Source organism: Xylanimonas protaetiae, assembly GCF_004135385.1.
GTDB classification, from domain to species: Bacteria; Actinomycetota; Actinomycetes; order Actinomycetales; family Cellulomonadaceae; genus Xylanimonas; species Xylanimonas protaetiae.
In genome coordinates this window covers 787,660-801,748 of record NZ_CP035493.1, presented here as the reverse complement: position 1 = coordinate 801,748, position 14,089 = coordinate 787,660, and the positions used below count along the sequence as shown (strand labels likewise).

The window sequence follows — 14,089 nt, the reverse complement described above, 5'->3', positions numbered from 1 at the left end:
CGAGCGTGCCGATGGAACCGTCCACCCCGACCGGCGAGAGCCGGCTCGCGCTCGTGCGGCGCGCTCGCCGCATCGACCGCATCCTGGCCGAGCGGTACCCGGATGCCAAGGCCGAGCTCGACTTCACGACGCCGCTCGAGCTGCTCGTCGCGACCGTCCTGTCCGCGCAGACCACCGACGTGCGGGTCAACGCGACGACGCCCGTGCTGTTCGCGCGCTTTCCCGACGCCGCAGCGTACGCCTCCGCGGACCCTGCCGAGCTCGAGGCGATCCTCGGGCCGCTCGGCTTCTTCCGCGCGAAGGCCCGCGCGGTCATCGGGCTGGGCCAGGCGCTCGTCGAGCGGTTCGACGGCGAGGTGCCGCCGCGCATGGCGGACCTGGTGACGCTGCCCGGCGTCGGGCGCAAGACGGCCAACGTCGTGCTGGGCAACGCGTTCGGCATCCCGGGCATCACGGTGGACACGCACTTCGGGCGCCTGGCCCGCCGGTTCGGGTGGACGACGTCGGAGGACCCGGTCAAGGTCGAGCTCGAGGTCGGCGAGCTCGTCCCCAGGAAGGACTGGACGATGCTGTCCCACCACGTCGTCTGGCACGGGCGGCGGATCTGCCACGCCAAGAAGCCCGCGTGCGGGGCGTGCCCGGTCGCGGGGCTGTGCCCGTCCTACGGGGCGGGGGAGACCGACCCCGTCGCGGCGGCCAGGCTCGTGAAGGACGGGCCGCCGCGGTAGCGGCTCAGCGCGTCGCGCGCGGCAGCCAGTCCAGCAGGATCGCCGTCGTCTGCTCGGGGGCCTCCTCGGGCAGGAAGTGGCCGACGTCGTCGAGCACCTCGAAGCGGAAGTCGCGGCTGAACGCCGCGCCGTCCGCGTCGGCGCGGTCGCGGCGGACCAGGCCGTCGAGCTCGCCGTGCAGCTGGAGCGTCGGCAGCTCCAGCACGCGGCGGACGGCCGACGTGAAGCGCAGCCCGTCGGGCCGCGGGGTGGACGAGCGCAGCGTCCACCGCAGCGCCTCCGCGGCCGTGTGCGCCGCGAACGGGATCCGCATGACGGTGCGGTACAGCTCCACGGCCTCGGCCGGCAGGGGCCGCGCGGCGCCGAGCGCGAAGACCCGCTCGAGCAGGTCGGTGTCGCGCAGCCGCTTCTCGGGCAGCGTCGGCAGCTGGGCGAGGGCCATGAGGCGCATCGCCTGCGGCGTCAGCTGGTGCATGAGCGGCATGTGCACGCGCGCGGGGTGCGGGCTCGAGAAGGCCGCGACGCCCGCGGTGGCCGCCGGCTGCATCGCCGCCATCGCCCAGGCGGCCGTCCCGCCGAACCCGTGCCCGACGACGACGGCGCGCTCGTGCCCCAGGGACCGCACGACGCCCGCGACGTCGCGCGTGCGCGTGGGGGTGTCGTAGCCCTGCGGCGGCTTGTCGGACGCCGCCGCGCCGCGCAGGTCCATCGCCGCGACGCGGTAGCCGGCGTCGGCCAGCGCCGTGACCTGGTGCCGCCACGTCCACCAGAACTGCCCGAAGCCGTGGAGCAGCACCACGAGCGGCGCCGCGGTGCGTTCCGGGCCGGCGAGGGCGACGTGGAACCGGGCCCCGTTCGCGGGGACGAACTCGTGCCGCCACGGGCCCTCGACGAGCGCGGCCGAGTAGTCGGCGGTCGGCGTCATCCGGCTTTCCGGGTCACGGCGGGGCGGACGTCGTCGCCCGTCTCCTCGCGGGCGGCGCGCTCCTTGGGCGGGTCGAAGCGGTAGCCGACGTTGCGGACCGTCCCGATGAGCTGTTCGTGCTCCGGGCCGAGCTTGGCGCGCAGGCGCCGGACGTGGACGTCCACGGTGCGGGTACCCCCGTAGTAGTCGTAGCCCCACACCTCCTGGAGGAGCTGGGCGCGGGTGAAGACGCGGCCCGGGTGCTGCACCAGGTACTTGAGCAGCTCGAACTCCTTGTACGTCAGGTCGATCGGGCGGCCGCGCAGGCGGGCCGTGTAGCCGCCCGCGTCGATCGCCAGGTCGCCCGCGGAGATCTCCTCGGGACCGTCGTCGACCGTACCCCGGGCGGCCCGCTCGACGACGAGCCGCAGGCGCGCCTCGACCTCCGCGGGCGACGCGTGCTCCAGCAGCAGGTCGTCGGCGCCCCACTCGTGCGTGACGACGGTCAGGCCGCCCTCGGTGAGCACCAGGACCAGCGGGACCGTCAGGCCCGTGGCGTGCAGCAGGCGGGCCGTGGTGCGGGCCGCGACGAGGTCGCGGCGGGCGTCCAGCAGCACCACGTCGGAGTCGGGCGCGTCGACGAGCGCCGACGGCTCCATGGGCAGGACGCGCACCCGGTGCGAGAGCAGGCCCAGCGCGGGCAGCACCTCGACCGAACCGCCCGTGGCAGGCGTGAGGATCAACAGCTCGGCCATGGTGTCCCTCCTCCCGGCAGCAAACTACCGTCCCGTCCCCGTCTTTCCCATGAAACGTGACGTGGCGTCTGGTGGCGCAGTATGCCTGCGCTGTGTGTCGGGCATGTGTCGGGGCCGCGCGCGGGGACGCCGGTCGGCGGGCGCGTCCGGGATACTCGTCCCGTGAGCCTCAGCACCCGCGCCGTGACGACCGCCGTCCTGTGTGCCGCCGTCGCCGGCGCCGCCTTCCTCGGCGAGGTGCCGCTCGTCGGGGTGGCCGCGCTCCTCGTGGTGCTGCTCGCCGTCGGGTGGTCGGCGCTGCTGGACCTGCCGGCCCCGGGCGGGTCGACCATCGTGCTGCTCGGCGCGGGGCTCGGCGCCGCCGCCGTCGCGTGGCGCACCCTGGGCGAGCCGGTGCTGCGGCACCTGCCGATCGTCGTCGCGATGGCGCTCGTGCTGGCGTTCCTCGCCGAGATGCTGCGGCGCGACGGGCGCCCCCGCCTGGTCGAGTCGGTGACGGGCACCGTGGCGGGCGCGTTCGTCGCCGCCGCGGCGGGCGGCTGGATCGCGACCGTCCGCTCCGTGGGCGGGGTGTCGCTCGTGGTCACGGCCGCGGTCGCCGTCGCCGTCGCGGCCGCGGTGTCGGCGCTCGCGGCCGCGCGCGGGTGGGTGGGTGCGCTCCTGGCCGTCGCGGCCGCCGCCGTGGCCGGTGCCGTCGCGGCCGCCCTGGTGCCCGACGTCGAGCCCGTCACGGGGCTCGTCGCGGGCGTGGCGGGCGGGCTGGGCGTGGCCGCGCTGCGCGTGCTGCTGGAGCGGGTGCCCGCGGTGCGGGGCCGGCGTGCCGGGGTGGCCGCCGCGACCGTGCCGGTCGCGGTCGGCGGGATGCTCGTGTTCTCCGTGGGCCGCGTGCTGCTGGGCTGACGGTCAGCCGCGGGTCGTGACGCCGTCCGAGCGGATGAGCTCGCCGGCGAGCTCGAGGCGCACCGTCTTGGCGACGAGCACGCCGCCGGCCTCGAGCGCCACGTTCCAGAGCAGGCCGTAGTCCTCGCGGTTGATCTGGGCCGTCGCGGAGAAGCCCCAGATGTCGCGGCCGAACAGGTCGCGGCGGGCCCCGCCGTACTCGACGTCGAGCGTGACCGGCCGCGTCGTGGCGCGGATGGTGAGCTCGCCGTGCAGCTGGAAGCGGGGGACGGCGGTGGTGCCGGGCACCGGTGCCGCGCCGTGGCCCTTGAGGCGCGCCCACGAGAAGATCGGGTCGGGCTGCGGCTGCCACGTCAGGCCCGTCGAGCGGAACGTGATGGCGGGGTGGTTGGCCGCGTCGAGGAAGTCGGCGCTGCGCAGGTGCCCGTCGCGCTCCGGGTTGTCGGTGTCGATCGACGCCGACTCGAGCGTCGCGACGGCCCAGGAGTCGAGCGGGTCCTCGGCCACCCACACCTGGGCCGATCCCTCGGCGAACTCGCCCCGCACGGCGCTGACCATCATGTGCGTGGCGTTGAACCCGAGCCGCATGTGCTCGGTGTCGAGGTGGTAGGCGCCAGGGGCGGGGACGATCAGGTCGTTCCAGGTCCGCACGGGCAGGTCGGTCAACTCGGGTCCTCCGGTCACGACGGCTGGTGGCGGCGGGATTCACCCACCGGGCGGGGCTGTCCGACATATGGACGCATGGTGGCGAGCATGTGGACAGAGGGGCGATCATAGATCGCTGGGCCATGAGTACTCTATAGATTCAAGGTTCAACCATACCGATCGAGCAGGAAGGGACCGACGTGCCCCAGGTCGTCGCGCTCGCCGCTCTCCTTGCCGTGACCGCCCTCGTCGGCGTCGCGTGGCGCGCCCGTCAGGGCCGCGTCCGCGTCACCGCACCGGTCGCCGCGCCCGCGCAGGACCAGGCCGCCCGCTGGGCCGGCCGTGGCGTCGCCCTCGGCGAGCGCGCCACGTTCCTGCAGCTCTCCGCCGAGGTCTGCGCCCCGTGCCGGGCCACCGCGCGCGTGCTCGGCACGCTCGCCACGAACGAGCCCGGCGTCGCCCACCACGAGCTCGACGTCGACGAGCACCTCGACCTCGTCAAGGAGCTCAAGGTGCTGACCACCCCGACGGTGCTGCTGCTCGACCCCGACGGCGTCGAGGTCGCCCGCGCCAGCGGCGCCATGACGCCCGCCCAGGCCAGGCAGGCCCTCGCCCTCTGCGGCTGAACCCCACCGCAGCTGAAACCCACCGCAGCCACCCGCTCGACCTCGGAGTCCTCGATGACCACCTCCTCGACCACCGGCAAGGCCGCGCCCGCCGGGATCGACCCCCGCGGCCCGCGCGTCGCCGCCGGGATCACCGCCGTGCTGCTCGCCGTCGTCGTGGTGCTCGGCGTGAGCGAGTCCACGCGCACCGCCGCCCTCGTGCTGCTCGTCGTGCTCGCGGTGAGCTTCGCCGTCGGTGCCGTGCTCGGTGCGCAGGGCACGTGGCAGGGCTGGGTGTTCCGCCGGTTCGTGCGCCCGCGCCTGGCTGCGCCCACCGAGCTCGAGGACCCGCGCCCGCCGCGGTTCGCGCAGCTCGTCGGGCTCGTCGTCACGGGCGTCGGCGTGGTGCTGGGCCTGGCCGGGGTGGGGGCGGCCGTGCCCGTCGCCGCCGCCCTCGCGTTCGTGGCCGCGGCGCTCAACGCCGTCGTCGGGCTGTGCCTCGGGTGCGAGCTGTACCTGCTGGGCCGCCGGCTCCGTTCCGCCTGAGTGCGCGGCCCGCGTCCCGACGTCCTCCGCCACGGTTAGGATCTGCCCATGTACGCCGGGATGGAAGCCTTCTTCATCGGTCTGCTGGTCGTCACCGCGGTCGCTATCGCGTGGTTCGCCGGCTACGTCGTCTACAAGCTGTTCGCCGGGCAGCGCTGATGCCCTTCGCGTTCGACGAGACGCTGGCGCCTGAGCTCTACCCGCTGGCCTGGCTCGTCGGGCGATGGCGTGGCGCGGGCGTGCTCGCGTACCCCGGCATCGAGCGCAGGCGCGTCGCCGCCGACGTCGTCTTCGACCACGACGGCGGGCCGTACCTGCGCTACGAGGCCACGCTGCGCGTGCTCGAGGGTGACGTGCCCGAGCGCGTCGACCTGGGCGCACCCGACGCCGACTTCGCGCTCCCCACGGACGACGAGGTGGCCGCCGCCGCCGTGTGGACCACCGAGACGGGCTACTGGCGCGCCTCGACCGACACGCTCGACGGGCTCACCGCCGACCAGCACACCATCGAGGTGCTGCTCGCGGACGCCTCCGGGCGCCTGACGGCGTTCCTCGGCTGGGTGGGCGGCGGCCGCGTCGAGCTCGCGTCGCAGCGCACCGTCCGCACCTCCACGGCCCCCGACGTCAGCGGCTCGCGCCGCATGCTCGGGCTCGTGGGCGGGCGCCTGTTCTGGAGCGAGGACCTGGTCGCGTTCGGGCAGCCGCTCCAGTCGTACTCGTCGGGGCAGCTCACGCGGCTCGACGGCGCCCCGGCCGGCCCCGAGAGCGCCTGATGGCGAGCCCGCTGCTCGCCCGGCACGGGGCCGTCGCGGCCACCGGCCCCGACGAGGGCGTCGCCTGGCACTACGGCGACCCCGTCGCCGAGCAGCGCGCGCTCGCGCGGGGCGCGGCCGTGGTCGACCAGTCGCACCTCGGCGTCGTGCGCGTCGCCGGGCCGGACCGGCTGCGCTGGCTGCACGACATCACCTCCCAGGACCTGGCGTCGCTGCGGCCGCGCACGTCCACCGAGCTGTTCGTGCTCAGCCCGCAGGGCCACGTCGAGCACGCCGCCGGCGTCGTCGACGACGGCGAGGCGACCTGGCTCGTCACCGAGGCCTCCCACGCGGGGCCGCTCGCGGCCTGGCTGGACCGCATGAAGTTCATGCTGCGCGTCGAGATCACCGACGCGACCGCGCAGTGGGCCGCCCTCGGCGAGCCCGTCGCCGCGGAGGGTGCGCCCGGCGGCCCGCTGACCTGGTGGGACACCTGGCCGCGCGTCGCCGCGGGCGGGACCCGCTACGGGCCGGGCGAGGACGTGCACCCGGGCGCCCAGCGGCCGTGGCGGCTCGTGCTCGTGCCGCGCGAGTCGCTCGCGGCGGAGGTCGCGGCGCGCGAGGCCGCGGGCGCCCGCCTGGCCGGCACCTGGGCCACCGAGGCCCTGCGCGTCGAGGCCTACCGCCCGCGCCTGGCCCGCGAGGTGGACCACCGCACCATCCCGCACGAGCTCGACTGGCTGCGCACGGCCGTGCACCTGCACAAGGGCTGCTACCGCGGCCAGGAGACCATCGCGCGCGTGCACAACCTGGGCCGCCCGCCGCGACGGCTCGTGTTCCTGCACCTGGACGGGTCGGGGCACGTGCAGCCCGAGGCCGGCGCGGAGGTGCTGCTGGACGGCCGCGCCGTCGGGACGCTGACCTCCGTGGCGCGGCACCACGAGCTCGGGCCCGTCGGGCTCGCCGTCGTCAAGCGGTCCGTGCCCGAGGACGCCGAGCTCGTCGTCGCCGGCGACGTCTCGGGGGAGCGCGTCGAGGTCGCGGCGGCGCAGGAGGTCGTGGTGCCGGGCGAGGGCGTGTCCGCCGACCGGCCCGCCGCCCGCGGCCCGCTGACCCGCGGGCTGTCCGCGCCCGGCTCCCTCGGCCCCGCCCTGTAGCGCCGTGAGCACCGCGGACGCCGCCCGGCCGGGCAGCCGCCTGGCTCGCCGCGTGGTGCGGCGGGTCGTGCTGCGGGCCCGCGCGCGGCAGGGGTACTCGCGCGTGCGCGCCTCGTTCTGGCCGCTGCTCCAGGCGGCCGCGGCCGCCGGTGCCGCCTACCTGCTGGCCGGGTGGGTCTTCGGGCACGCGCAGCCGTTCTTCGCGTCGATCGCCGCGTGGGCGTGCCTGGGGTTCTCGTTCGACCGCGACCTGCGCAAGATCGCCGAGGTGGCGTTCGGCGTCACCGTCGGCCTGGCGGTGGGCGACCTCGTGGTGCGGCTCATCGGCTCCGGCTGGTGGCAGCTGTCGACGGTGCTCGTCGTCGCGGCGGTCGTCGCCCGGTTCGTCGACCGGGGGGCCGTGCTCGCGGCCCAGGCCGGGACGCAGGCCATCGTCATCGTGGGCCTGCCGTCGCTCACCGGCGGGCCGTTCGGCCGCGCGGCCGACGCGATGGTGGGCGGCGCCGTCGCGCTCGCCTTCGCGCTGCTCACGCCCACCGACCCGCGCCGTCGGCTGCGCACGCTCGGCACCGTCGCGACGACGGCGCTGGCCACCGTCGTCGAGCAGGCCGCCACGGCCGCGCGCGGGGCCGACGAGGACGGGCTCGAGGCGGCGCTCGTGCGCGCCCGGGCCGCGGACCCCGCCCTGCACGAGTTCCTCGACCGCGTGCACAGCGCGAGCGAGCAGGCGCGCGTGACCGTCAACCGGGTGCACCGCGAGGAGCTGCGCCGGCTCGAGAACCAGGCCGTGCTCGTGGAGCGCGCCATGCGCTCCGTGCGCGTGCTCGTGCGGCGCGCGCCCTACGGGCTCCAGCACGCCTCGGCGACCGAGCGCGGCGTCCTCGCCGACCTGCTCGACCGGTACGCCGCGGGCGTGCGGCAGCTCGCGTCGGCGATCGAGACGGGGCAGGACGCCGTCGCCGCGCGCGGCACGCTCACCGAGGTGGCGCGCGACGCCGACCCGCACGAGGCCGCCGCGGACTGGGGGATCCAGTCGCTCGTGCTGCTGCTGCGCTCGCCCGTCGTGGACGTGCTCGAGGCGGCCGGCGCGGCCCCCGACGCCGCCCGCGCGGCCCTGCACGAGCTGTAGGAGCGCGGCCTGCGTCGATCCGCGACGGCACGCGAACCCGGCACGCCGGGGGCCTGGTGGGCGGTTCCGGGGGGCGGTAGCGTCGCGGCATGGAGGTCGCCGTCAGCGCGCTGCGCGCGGAGCTCAAGACGTGGATCGAGCGAGCCCGCGAGGGCGAGGAGGTCATCATCACCGACCGCGGCCTGCCCGTCGCCCGGCTCAGCGGCATCGCCGCCGCCGACCTGGTCCAGGGCCTCGTGCGCGACGGGCTGCTCACGCCCGCGCAGGTGGAGCGGCCCGTGCACGAGCCGCCCGCCGCGCCCGCCGGGAACGGGTCGCGCGCCCTGTCCGGCCTGGTCCGCCGCATCCGCCGCTGACATGGCCGTCGTCTACTTCGACGCGTCGGCGCTCGTGAAGCTCGTCGTCGCCGAGTCCGGCTCCGACCTCGCCTCCGCGCTCTACAACCGCGCCGACGTCGCCGTCACGAGCCGGATCGCCGACGTCGAGGTGCGCGCGGCGCTCGGCGCCGGGGCGCGTGCAGGACTGCTCGACGCGGAGGCCCACGCCGTCGCCGTCGCCGCCTGGGAGCGGCTGTGGCCCTCGCTCGCGGTGGTCGAGGTGGGGGAGCGCGTGGCGCGCGAGGCCGCCGCGCTGCTCGCCTCGAGCACCGTCCCGCTGCGGGCCGACGACGCCGTGCACGTCGCGTCCGCGCTCACGGTGGCGCACCCCGAGACCGTCGTGGCCGCCTGGGACGACCAGGTCGCGTCAGCGGCGCGGGCGCGGTCGCTGATCGTCCTGCCCTGACCACGGTGGTCTCCCGTAGTCTCGGGGCGTGAACTCCGTCCAGAACCTGGTCGCCGACGCCATCGCCCTGGCCGTCCTCGTCGCAGCGATCATCGCGATCGCGGACGCCGTCCGCCGCCCCGAGCGTGCCTACACGTCCGAGGGCAAGAACACCAAGACGATCTGGATGCTCATCCTGGGCGCCGGGCTGCTGTTCGCCCTGCTCGGGACGCTGAACATGATCGGGATCGTCCTCAACATCATCGCGATCGGCCCCGCCGCCGTGTACTGGTACGGCGTGCGTCCCGCCATCAAGCCGTACGGCACGGGCGGGCCCCGCCGGCCGCAGGGCCCGCAGTGGTGAGGGCGGCCGTCCTCGCGGAGATCGTGCGCGGCGACCTGGTGGAGTCCGTCCACCAGGGTCACCTGGTGGTGCTGCGCCCGGACGGGACGGTCGCGCTCGTGGCCGGCGACGCCGACGCCGTCGTCTACCCGCGTTCGTCGCTCAAGCCCGTCCAGGCCGTCGCCTCCCTGCGGGCAGGGTTCGCGCCCCGGGACGACGGCGAGCTCGCCCTCGCCACCGCCTCGCACAACGGCGAGCCGGCCCACGTCGCCGGGGTCCGGGCGATCCTCGCGGCGGCGGGGCTCGACGCCGGGGCGCTGCGCAACACCCCCGACCTGCCGCTGCACGCGCCCGCGGCGCTCGCCTGGCAGGTGGACGGGCGCGGCCCCGAGCCGGTCACGCAGAACTGCTCCGGCAAGCACGCCGCGTTCCTGGCTGCGTGCGTCGCCTCCGGCTGGGACACCGCCACCTACCTCGACCGCGACCACCCGCTCCAGCGGCTGGCCGCCGACGTCGTCGCGGAGCTCACCGAGGACGCCGCGGCACCCCACGTCACGGTGGACGGGTGCGGTGCACCGCTGTTCTCGACGTCGCTGCGCGGGCTCGCGCGCGCGTTCCAGCGGATCGCGACGGCCCCCGCGGGGACGCCCGAGGCGCGCGTCGCCGCCGCCATGGCCGCCCGCCCCGAGATGGTCGCCGGCACGGGCCGGGACGCCACCGCCGCCATGCGGGCCGTCCCCGGGCTCGTCGCCAAGGACGGCGCCGAGGGCGTCTACGCCGGCGCGCTGCCCGACGGGACCGCGTTCGCGTTCAAGGTGCTCGACGGCGCCGCCCGCCCGCGGCCCGCGATCCTCGCGGCCGTGCTGCGGTCCGCGCTCGGCGTCGTCGGGCCGCACGCGGGGCTCGACGCGCTCGCCGACAGCTGGCAGGTGCTCGGCCACGGCCGCGTCGTCGGGCAGGTCCGGGTGCCGTTCGCGGCCCCGGCCCCGGCCCCGGCCCCGGCCCCGTCGACGTCGGCGTCGGCGTCGCACGGCGCGGGAGGGACGGCCGCGTGAGGGCGGTGGTCCAGCGCGTCGCGCACGCGAACGTCTCGGTGGACGGCAAGGTGGTCGGCGCGATCGACCGGCCCGGGCTCGTGGCGCTCGTCGGTGTCACCCACACCGACACCCCCGCCCAGGCGGACACGATCGCCCGCAAGATCGCCGAGCTGCGCATCCTGCGCGACGAGCGGTCCGCGCTCGACGACGGGGCGCCCGTGCTCGTCATCAGCCAGTTCACGCTCTACGGCGACGCTCGCAAGGGCCGCCGCCCGTCGTGGAGCCACGCCGCCCCGGCGACGTCGCCGAGCCGCTCGTCGACGCCGTCGTGGACGGGCTGCGCCGTCGCGGGCTCGAGGTCGCGACCGGACGGTTCGGGGCGATGATGGCCGTCGAGCTGGTCAACGACGGGCCCGTGACGCTCGTCCTGGAGGTCTAGGAGCACCGCGTCCGCACCGGGCGCACGGCAGCGCGAAGGCCCCGGTGGATCGCACCACCGGGGCCTTCGCCGTCGTCGCGCGAGCGTCCGTCAGGCGCGGCGACGCCTGGTCAGCACGACGACCGTCGTGCCGAGTGCGAGCAGGCCGGCCGCGAACCCGACGAGGCCCATGACCTCGGCGCCGGTGCGCGGCAGCAGGCCGGCGACCCCCGCCGCCCGGACGCAGCCCGCGGTGTCCTGGGGGAACGTCACCGGGACGGTGACCTCAGGGTTGACCTTGAAGGTCACGTCCACGGTGCCGACGGCCCAGCCGAAGTCACGCGTGTTCTCCCACATGTTGTTGACGAGCTCCCAGCCGTCCGACTTCTTCAGGTCGACGAACCGCTCCGGGTACGCGCCGGGCCACAGGACCGTGCCGCGCAGCGGCTGGCCCGCCTGGACGAAGTCCGCGCCGCCCGACGGGTTGTGCCAGGTCAGCGTGGCGGTGGTGTTCGGGGTGCCCGTGACCGTGACGCCGTACTTGAGGTACGTGACGCCCTCGACGCACACGGGCGTGAGCGTGTCGACCTTGATGGTCGGCTCAGCCTTGCCGGGCGGGTTCGTCGCGCAGCTCGGCGACGACGGCGGGTAGGTCACGGTGGTCGTGGCCTCCGGGTTCACCTTGAACACCACCGTGGCCGACGGGCGGACCCAGTCGAACTCGTCGCCCTGGACCCATGTGCCGTCGGCCTGCTGGGTCCAGCCGGGCCAGTCGAGCGGCTTGCCGTTCGCGTCGACCTTGGCGCCCGGCCACAGCACGCGGCCGGTGAGCGGCAGGTCGGCCATGACGACGTCGTCGCCCGACGGGTTCTGCCAGGTGATGGTCACCGTGTCGTTCGGCGTGCCCGTGGGCACCACCGCGTACCGGAGGTAGGGCACGTCGCCGTCGCAGACCGGCTGCAGCACCGTGACGTCGATGCTGGGCGCCGGGGGCGGCGGGTACTGGAGGTCGTCCGACGGGGCCGGGGCCGGCGTCGTCGCCTCGGTCGCCGGGGTCGAGGCGCCCGGCGACGGCTCCGTGTCCGCCGCGGCGACGCCCGTGGACACGGCGAGGAGCGCGACGACGGCCGCCGTCAGCGCCGCCGCGCGCGCACGGCCGCGCGGCTTCGGTTGGTGCGTGGTGCGGGTCATGGTGGTCCCCTGTCGGCGGTCCGGGCCGCTCGTGGCTGTGGTGGCGTGGTGCGCAGTTCACGGTAGGGCGCCCACGGCTCGCAGCGAATCCCCAGCGGTGGGTGAAACCGCAGGTGGTGTGCGGATTCACCCGGTTCTCACCCGAGCGGGCCGCAGACCGGGACCGCGACGGTCCGCAGGCCGCCGTCGTGCGCCGTCGGCGTCGACCAGACGTCGAGCGTGCCGGCGGGCTGCAGGCCACCGCCCGTGCTCGCCGCGGCCGTGGCCCGCGCGGTGACCCGCACCGTCGTCGTCTGCCCGGGGGCGAGCGTGATCGTGCCCGACGCCATCGAGCGTCCGGCGAGCGCGTGCGTGTCCATGCCGAGGACGACGCCGTCGCGCGTGAGCCGGGGCGCGGGGGAGCCGACGGGGCCCGCCACGCGCAGCACCGTGCGCACCGTGCCGGGCACGAACGAGCCGTTGGGCCAGCCCACCACGTACGTCGGCAGGGCGGTGGCGGCGTCCGCCGGTGCGGTGGACGTCAGCGTGACGTCGAGCGTGTCCTCGCGCCCGTCGGGCGTGCAGCGGGAGGACACGTGCGTCACCGACGACTTCAGGTACCAGCTCATCTTCCCGGAGATGGTGTCGTCGAAGAACACCCCGACGGCGTCGGCCGCGCGCGGCGACGACAGGAACGTCCCGGCCACCTCGGTCCCCGCCAGCCGGTCCTGCTCCTCGGCGTGCGCCGACCACACCTGGACGCGGTGCTCGCCCGCTCCGTCGGTGAGGGCGCGCAGGACGGCGGCGGGGTCGACGTCGGGGGACTCGAGCCGGGCGACCGTCGCCGCGACGACCGACCCGAAGAACGCGTCGGCGACGCTCCCGGCGTCGGGGCCGTCGCCGTAGACGTCGCTCTCCAGGACCGCGACGGCGTTGTCCGCGTCGAGCCGCACGGGGGCGGACCCGCCCGGTCCGGGGACGTCCACCGGCCCCGTGGCGCGCAGCAGGCCGGCGAGCGCGACCGGGTCGGTGGCGACGACGCCGTCGACCTGCTCGCCCTGGTCGAGGGCCCACATCCGCGCGGCGAGCGCGGCCGCCGTCGGGAACTCGGGCGTGAGGGTGACGTCCTGGATGAACTGCGCGGGCCGCGTCGTGAAGATCGCGGCGGTCTCCGGGTCCAGGTCGGCCACGGGCGTCGCGAACGGGCCGATGTCGACGCCCGCGACCTGGCGGAGCACCTCGACGTGCCCCGCGTCGACCCGGACCAGCAGGCCCGCACCGGGCAGGCCGCCGCCCGACCGCAGCTCCGCGTTCGTCAGGGCGAGCACCAGGTAGGTGCGCGGGCCGTCCGCGCCGAGCATGGGCGGGACGACGCCGGCGACCCGGTCGGCGGTCGCGACCGCGTCGGCGACCGTCGCGAGCCGCGTGCGCAGCCGGACGAGCGGGTCGGCGATCTCGGGCAGCAGGCTCGCCGGGTCGACGTCGGCGAGGGTCGCCGCCGACGCGACGGCCGCGCGGGCGTCGGCGAGGCGCGGGGCGAGGGCGCCCAGCGCCGTGAGGTCGATGCCGCCGTCGGCCGTGCGCTGCGTCCCGGCGACGGCGGCGCGCGCGTCGACGAGGGCGGGGACCGCGGTGCGCGCCACGTCGTCGAGCGCGGCGGAGATGCGGGCGACGGCGTCGAGGTTGGGGCCGAGCTGCGGGATCCTGCGGGCGACCGCCCAGACCGGCCCGTCCGTGCGCGCGCGGGCGGTCGCGGCGTCGTGCTGGAGGGCGGCGAGCCCGGCATCGAGCGTGGCCGGGTCGGCGTCGGGGCTGAGAGCCTGCTGGAGGGCCGGGACGCGGTCCGCGGCCGACTCCAGCGCCGACCGCGCGGCGAGCGTGTCGAGCGCGAGCAGCACGCCGCCGGCCACGACGGCCACGAGGGCGACGGCGGCCGCGGCGAGCGTGACGCGGCGCGTGCGGCTCCGGCGCGTGCTCGCGCGGCCTGCCTTCGGGGCGGAGGACGTGATCGCGTCGACGGCGTCGGACGGGGCCGGCTCGTGGGAGGACACGGGCGACGGTTCGGGCGCGGGCCCGTGGGCCGACGCGGACGACGGTTCGGGCGCGCGTGCAGGTGTCGACACACGCCGACGCTAGGTGCCGCCCGGGCGCCCGTCTGCACCCAGGCCGGGTGAACTACGGATGAACCTGCCGAACCGGACACCGTCCCCGTGGCGACACGGGCGGACGTCCCCGTGC

The 14,089-nt window shown here is 76.4% G+C and carries 16 protein-coding genes and 1 pseudogene; 12 read left to right on the top strand and 5 right to left on the bottom strand.

Annotation, left to right across the window (positions count from 1 at the left end):
- The first annotated feature begins 11 nt into the window (after positions 1–11).
- A complete protein-coding gene (gene nth, locus ET471_RS03565) occupies positions 12–728 on the top strand; it encodes an endonuclease III (RefSeq protein ID WP_129190681.1) in 717 nt (238 codons plus the stop codon).
- 4 nt (positions 729–732) lie between these two features.
- Here the strand turns inward: nth and ET471_RS03560 are convergent, their stop codons facing one another.
- Together ET471_RS03560 and ET471_RS03555 are read right to left on the bottom strand one after the other, a co-directional pair.
- Positions 733–1,653 (bottom strand): alpha/beta fold hydrolase, encoded by a 921-nt coding sequence (locus ET471_RS03560; protein WP_129186630.1) that lies wholly within the window; start codon positions 1,651–1,653, stop codon positions 733–735.
- On the bottom strand, positions 1,650–2,387 hold the full coding sequence (locus tag ET471_RS03555) for a winged helix-turn-helix transcriptional regulator (protein WP_129186629.1): 738 nt from the start codon (positions 2,385–2,387) through the stop codon (positions 1,650–1,652). Before ET471_RS03555 ends, ET471_RS03560 begins: the two co-directional genes overlap by 4 nt.
- Positions 2,388–2,549: 162 nt before the next feature.
- On the opposite strand from ET471_RS03555, the gene ET471_RS03550 reads away from it, so the two are divergent.
- Positions 2,550–3,287, top strand: coding sequence for a hypothetical protein (locus ET471_RS03550; RefSeq protein ID WP_129186628.1), 738 nt, complete (start codon positions 2,550–2,552; stop codon positions 3,285–3,287).
- Positions 3,288–3,290: 3 nt separating this feature from the next.
- On the opposite strand, the gene ET471_RS03545 is transcribed toward ET471_RS03550, so the two are convergent.
- On the bottom strand, positions 3,291–3,953 hold the full coding sequence (locus tag ET471_RS03545; protein ID WP_129186627.1) for a YceI family protein: 663 nt from the start codon (positions 3,951–3,953) through the stop codon (positions 3,291–3,293).
- Between the two features lie 179 nt (positions 3,954–4,132).
- On the opposite strand from ET471_RS03545, the gene ET471_RS03540 reads away from it, so the two are divergent.
- From ET471_RS03540 to dtd, 10 genes and pseudogenes are all read left to right on the top strand, one after another.
- A complete protein-coding gene (locus ET471_RS03540; protein ID WP_129186626.1) occupies positions 4,133–4,558 on the top strand; it encodes a thioredoxin family protein in 426 nt (141 codons plus the stop codon).
- Between the two features lie 54 nt (positions 4,559–4,612).
- Positions 4,613–5,083 (top strand): DUF4395 family protein, encoded by a 471-nt coding sequence (locus tag ET471_RS03535; RefSeq protein WP_129186625.1) that lies wholly within the window; start codon positions 4,613–4,615, stop codon positions 5,081–5,083.
- 158 nt (positions 5,084–5,241) lie between these two features.
- Positions 5,242–5,856, top strand: coding sequence for a heme-binding beta-barrel domain-containing protein (locus tag ET471_RS03530; protein ID WP_129186624.1), 615 nt, complete (start codon positions 5,242–5,244; stop codon positions 5,854–5,856).
- A complete protein-coding gene (ygfZ, locus tag ET471_RS03525) occupies positions 5,856–6,992 on the top strand; it encodes a CAF17-like 4Fe-4S cluster assembly/insertion protein YgfZ (protein ID WP_129186623.1) in 1,137 nt (378 codons plus the stop codon). The genes ET471_RS03530 and ygfZ overlap by 1 nt, the downstream gene beginning before the upstream one ends.
- Positions 6,993–6,996: 4 nt before the next feature.
- Positions 6,997–8,121: an FUSC family protein gene (locus tag ET471_RS03520; RefSeq protein WP_242496415.1), complete on the top strand. Its 1,125-nt coding sequence runs from the start codon at positions 6,997–6,999 to the stop codon at positions 8,119–8,121.
- Between the two features lie 89 nt (positions 8,122–8,210).
- Positions 8,211–8,477 carry a type II toxin-antitoxin system Phd/YefM family antitoxin gene (locus tag ET471_RS03515; protein WP_129186622.1) on the top strand — a complete coding sequence of 89 codons (267 nt, stop codon included), beginning with the start codon at positions 8,211–8,213 and terminating at the stop codon, positions 8,475–8,477.
- A gap of 1 nt (position 8,478) precedes the next feature.
- Positions 8,479–8,904, top strand: a complete 426-nt coding sequence (locus tag ET471_RS03510) for a type II toxin-antitoxin system VapC family toxin (RefSeq protein WP_129186621.1) — start codon at positions 8,479–8,481, stop codon at positions 8,902–8,904.
- Between the two features lie 28 nt (positions 8,905–8,932).
- Positions 8,933–9,247 carry a DUF2516 family protein gene (locus ET471_RS03505; RefSeq protein ID WP_129186620.1) on the top strand — a complete coding sequence of 105 codons (315 nt, stop codon included), beginning with the start codon at positions 8,933–8,935 and terminating at the stop codon, positions 9,245–9,247.
- The gene (locus ET471_RS03500; protein ID WP_129186619.1) at positions 9,244–10,281 is read left to right on the top strand and encodes an asparaginase; all 1,038 of its coding nucleotides are present in this window, start codon (positions 9,244–9,246) and stop codon (positions 10,279–10,281) included. Before ET471_RS03505 ends, ET471_RS03500 begins: the two co-directional genes overlap by 4 nt.
- Positions 10,278–10,702, top strand: a pseudogene (gene dtd / locus ET471_RS03495) (D-aminoacyl-tRNA deacylase). The gene ET471_RS03500 and the pseudogene dtd overlap by 4 nt, the downstream one beginning before the upstream one ends.
- Positions 10,703–10,792: 90 nt before the next feature.
- Here dtd and ET471_RS18155 read toward each other — a convergent pair.
- Together ET471_RS18155 and ET471_RS03485 are read right to left on the bottom strand one after the other, a co-directional pair.
- The gene (locus ET471_RS18155) at positions 10,793–11,872 is read right to left on the bottom strand and encodes an LPXTG cell wall anchor domain-containing protein (protein WP_129186618.1); all 1,080 of its coding nucleotides are present in this window, start codon (positions 11,870–11,872) and stop codon (positions 10,793–10,795) included.
- A gap of 137 nt (positions 11,873–12,009) precedes the next feature.
- On the bottom strand, positions 12,010–13,902 hold the full coding sequence (locus ET471_RS03485) for a DUF4012 domain-containing protein (RefSeq protein ID WP_129186617.1): 1,893 nt from the start codon (positions 13,900–13,902) through the stop codon (positions 12,010–12,012).
- Between the last annotated feature and the right edge of the window lie 187 nt (positions 13,903–14,089).

Excerpts from the sequence above, each read along its gene's own strand:
- nth (WP_129190681.1), top strand. The coding sequence starts at position 12 with ATGGAACCGTCCACCCCGACCGGCGAGAGCCGGCTCGCGCTCGTGCGG.
- ET471_RS03560 (WP_129186630.1), bottom strand. The coding sequence starts at position 1,653 with ATGACGCCGACCGCCGACTACTCGGCCGCGCTCGTCGAGGGCCCGTGG.
- ET471_RS03555 (WP_129186629.1), bottom strand. The coding sequence starts at position 2,387 with ATGGCCGAGCTGTTGATCCTCACGCCTGCCACGGGCGGTTCGGTCGAG.
- ET471_RS03535 (WP_129186625.1), top strand. The coding sequence starts at position 4,613 with ATGACCACCTCCTCGACCACCGGCAAGGCCGCGCCCGCCGGGATCGAC.
- ET471_RS03530 (WP_129186624.1), top strand. The coding sequence starts at position 5,242 with ATGCCCTTCGCGTTCGACGAGACGCTGGCGCCTGAGCTCTACCCGCTG.
- ygfZ (WP_129186623.1), top strand. The coding sequence starts at position 5,856 with ATGGCGAGCCCGCTGCTCGCCCGGCACGGGGCCGTCGCGGCCACCGGC.
- ET471_RS03515 (WP_129186622.1), top strand. The coding sequence starts at position 8,211 with ATGGAGGTCGCCGTCAGCGCGCTGCGCGCGGAGCTCAAGACGTGGATC.
- ET471_RS03510 (WP_129186621.1), top strand. The coding sequence starts at position 8,479 with ATGGCCGTCGTCTACTTCGACGCGTCGGCGCTCGTGAAGCTCGTCGTC.
- ET471_RS18155 (WP_129186618.1), bottom strand. The coding sequence starts at position 11,872 with ATGACCCGCACCACGCACCAACCGAAGCCGCGCGGCCGTGCGCGCGCG.